This window comes from Flavobacterium granuli, from assembly GCF_900129705.1.
GTDB classification, from domain to species: Bacteria; Bacteroidota; Bacteroidia; order Flavobacteriales; family Flavobacteriaceae; genus Flavobacterium; species Flavobacterium granuli.
The window spans coordinates 1-1,349 of sequence record NZ_FQWO01000030.1 but is presented as its reverse complement, the minus strand read 5'-3'; the positions used below and the strand labels follow the sequence as shown (position 1 = coordinate 1,349).

Sequence of the window (1,349 nt, the reverse complement as noted above, 5' to 3'; positions counted from 1 at the left end):
AAATAATTTGATCTCGAAGATGTATATTTGGATGTAATAAAGTGAAAAGAATGAGAGCATACCGATGGCTAAATAACTCCGGAAGTATATTGACCGATAGATATTGCCTCATTCTTTTAATCTTGTAGAGTCTGAACAGAATGTAAGGAATTACGCAGGTCGTATTATCCAGAATATCCAACTAGGAGAAAAGACGAAGGGGATTCATCACTTTAATATATTATCTTTTACATTAAGAAGTTATGAAATTATTGAAACAGGTATTGGGAGTTGATGTGGCTCAAAAAGAATTGGTGGTTACTTTAGGAAGAATGTACGATGACTTGACAATCGAATTATATGCATTCAGTGTTTTTAAAAATACCGAGACAGGAATTTTAAAACTTTCAGAATGGGTTAATAAGCTGACTGATAAAACAATTAAAGTACGTTATGTTATGGAGGCTACAGGTGTTTACCACCAAAGGTTTGCCTATTATCTCGATGAAAAACAAGAGGATTTGAGTATTGTATTGCCCAATAAAATCAGCAATTACATGCGAACATTGGACATCAAAACAATTACAGACAAAACGTGTTCAGAGGCAATCGCTAGATTCGGATTGGAAAGAAAATTAGAGAATTGGAAAAAACCAAAAGATATTCATAGAGTACTGAAGCAACTTACACGCGAACGTCGTCAAATTACAGACGAGAGAACGATCGTAAAAAATCAATTGCATGCCGAAAAAACGGAAGCAATGCCTCATTTATCAAGTATACAACGTCTTGAAAGAAGAATCATGTTTTTAAATACCCTTGAAAAAGAAATTAAAAATGAGATTAAAAGTAGTATAAAAGAGCATAAGGAACTTATGACTGATATTGCTAATATCTGTACAATTCCAGGTGTTTCCATATTGACAGCGGCAACTGTTATTGGCGAAACTAACGGATTCGAGTTGATACGAAGTAAAAAACAACTGACCAGTTACGCAGGGTTGGATGTAGTTGAAAAACAGTCTGGAACGTCCGTAAAAGGTAAACCGAAAATATCGAAGAAAGGAAATCGATATTTGAGAAGTGCTTTACATTTGCCGGCACTTAGCACGATAAAATGGAATGATAACTTTCGAGATCAATATGCTAGAATAGTAGCGAAACACGGAATTAAAATGAAAGGATGTGTGTCTGTACAGAGAAAATTATTAGAACTGATTTATGTACTGTACAAAAACAAAACAGTATATGATAAGGATTATGAATCAAAAAAAATAGCGTGCTAGCACAAAAGGCATAAACACGCTATACAGTCTGGCTCTAAGACCGACTTAGACGACAAAATTAAGAATATTAAACATAAAAAAAAG

1 protein-coding gene is annotated in these 1,349 nt (G+C 34.0%); it reads left to right on the top strand.

Annotated features, from left to right (window positions below; all coding sequences use genetic code 11):
- The first annotated feature begins 242 nt into the window (after positions 1–242).
- On the top strand, positions 243–1,265 hold the full coding sequence (locus BUB25_RS16300) for an IS110 family RNA-guided transposase (RefSeq protein ID WP_072946202.1): 1,023 nt from the start codon (positions 243–245) through the stop codon (positions 1,263–1,265).
- Positions 1,266–1,349 lie beyond the last annotated feature (84 nt).

Excerpts from the sequence above, each read along its gene's own strand:
- BUB25_RS16300 (WP_072946202.1), top strand. The coding sequence starts at position 243 with ATGAAATTATTGAAACAGGTATTGGGAGTTGATGTGGCTCAAAAAGAA.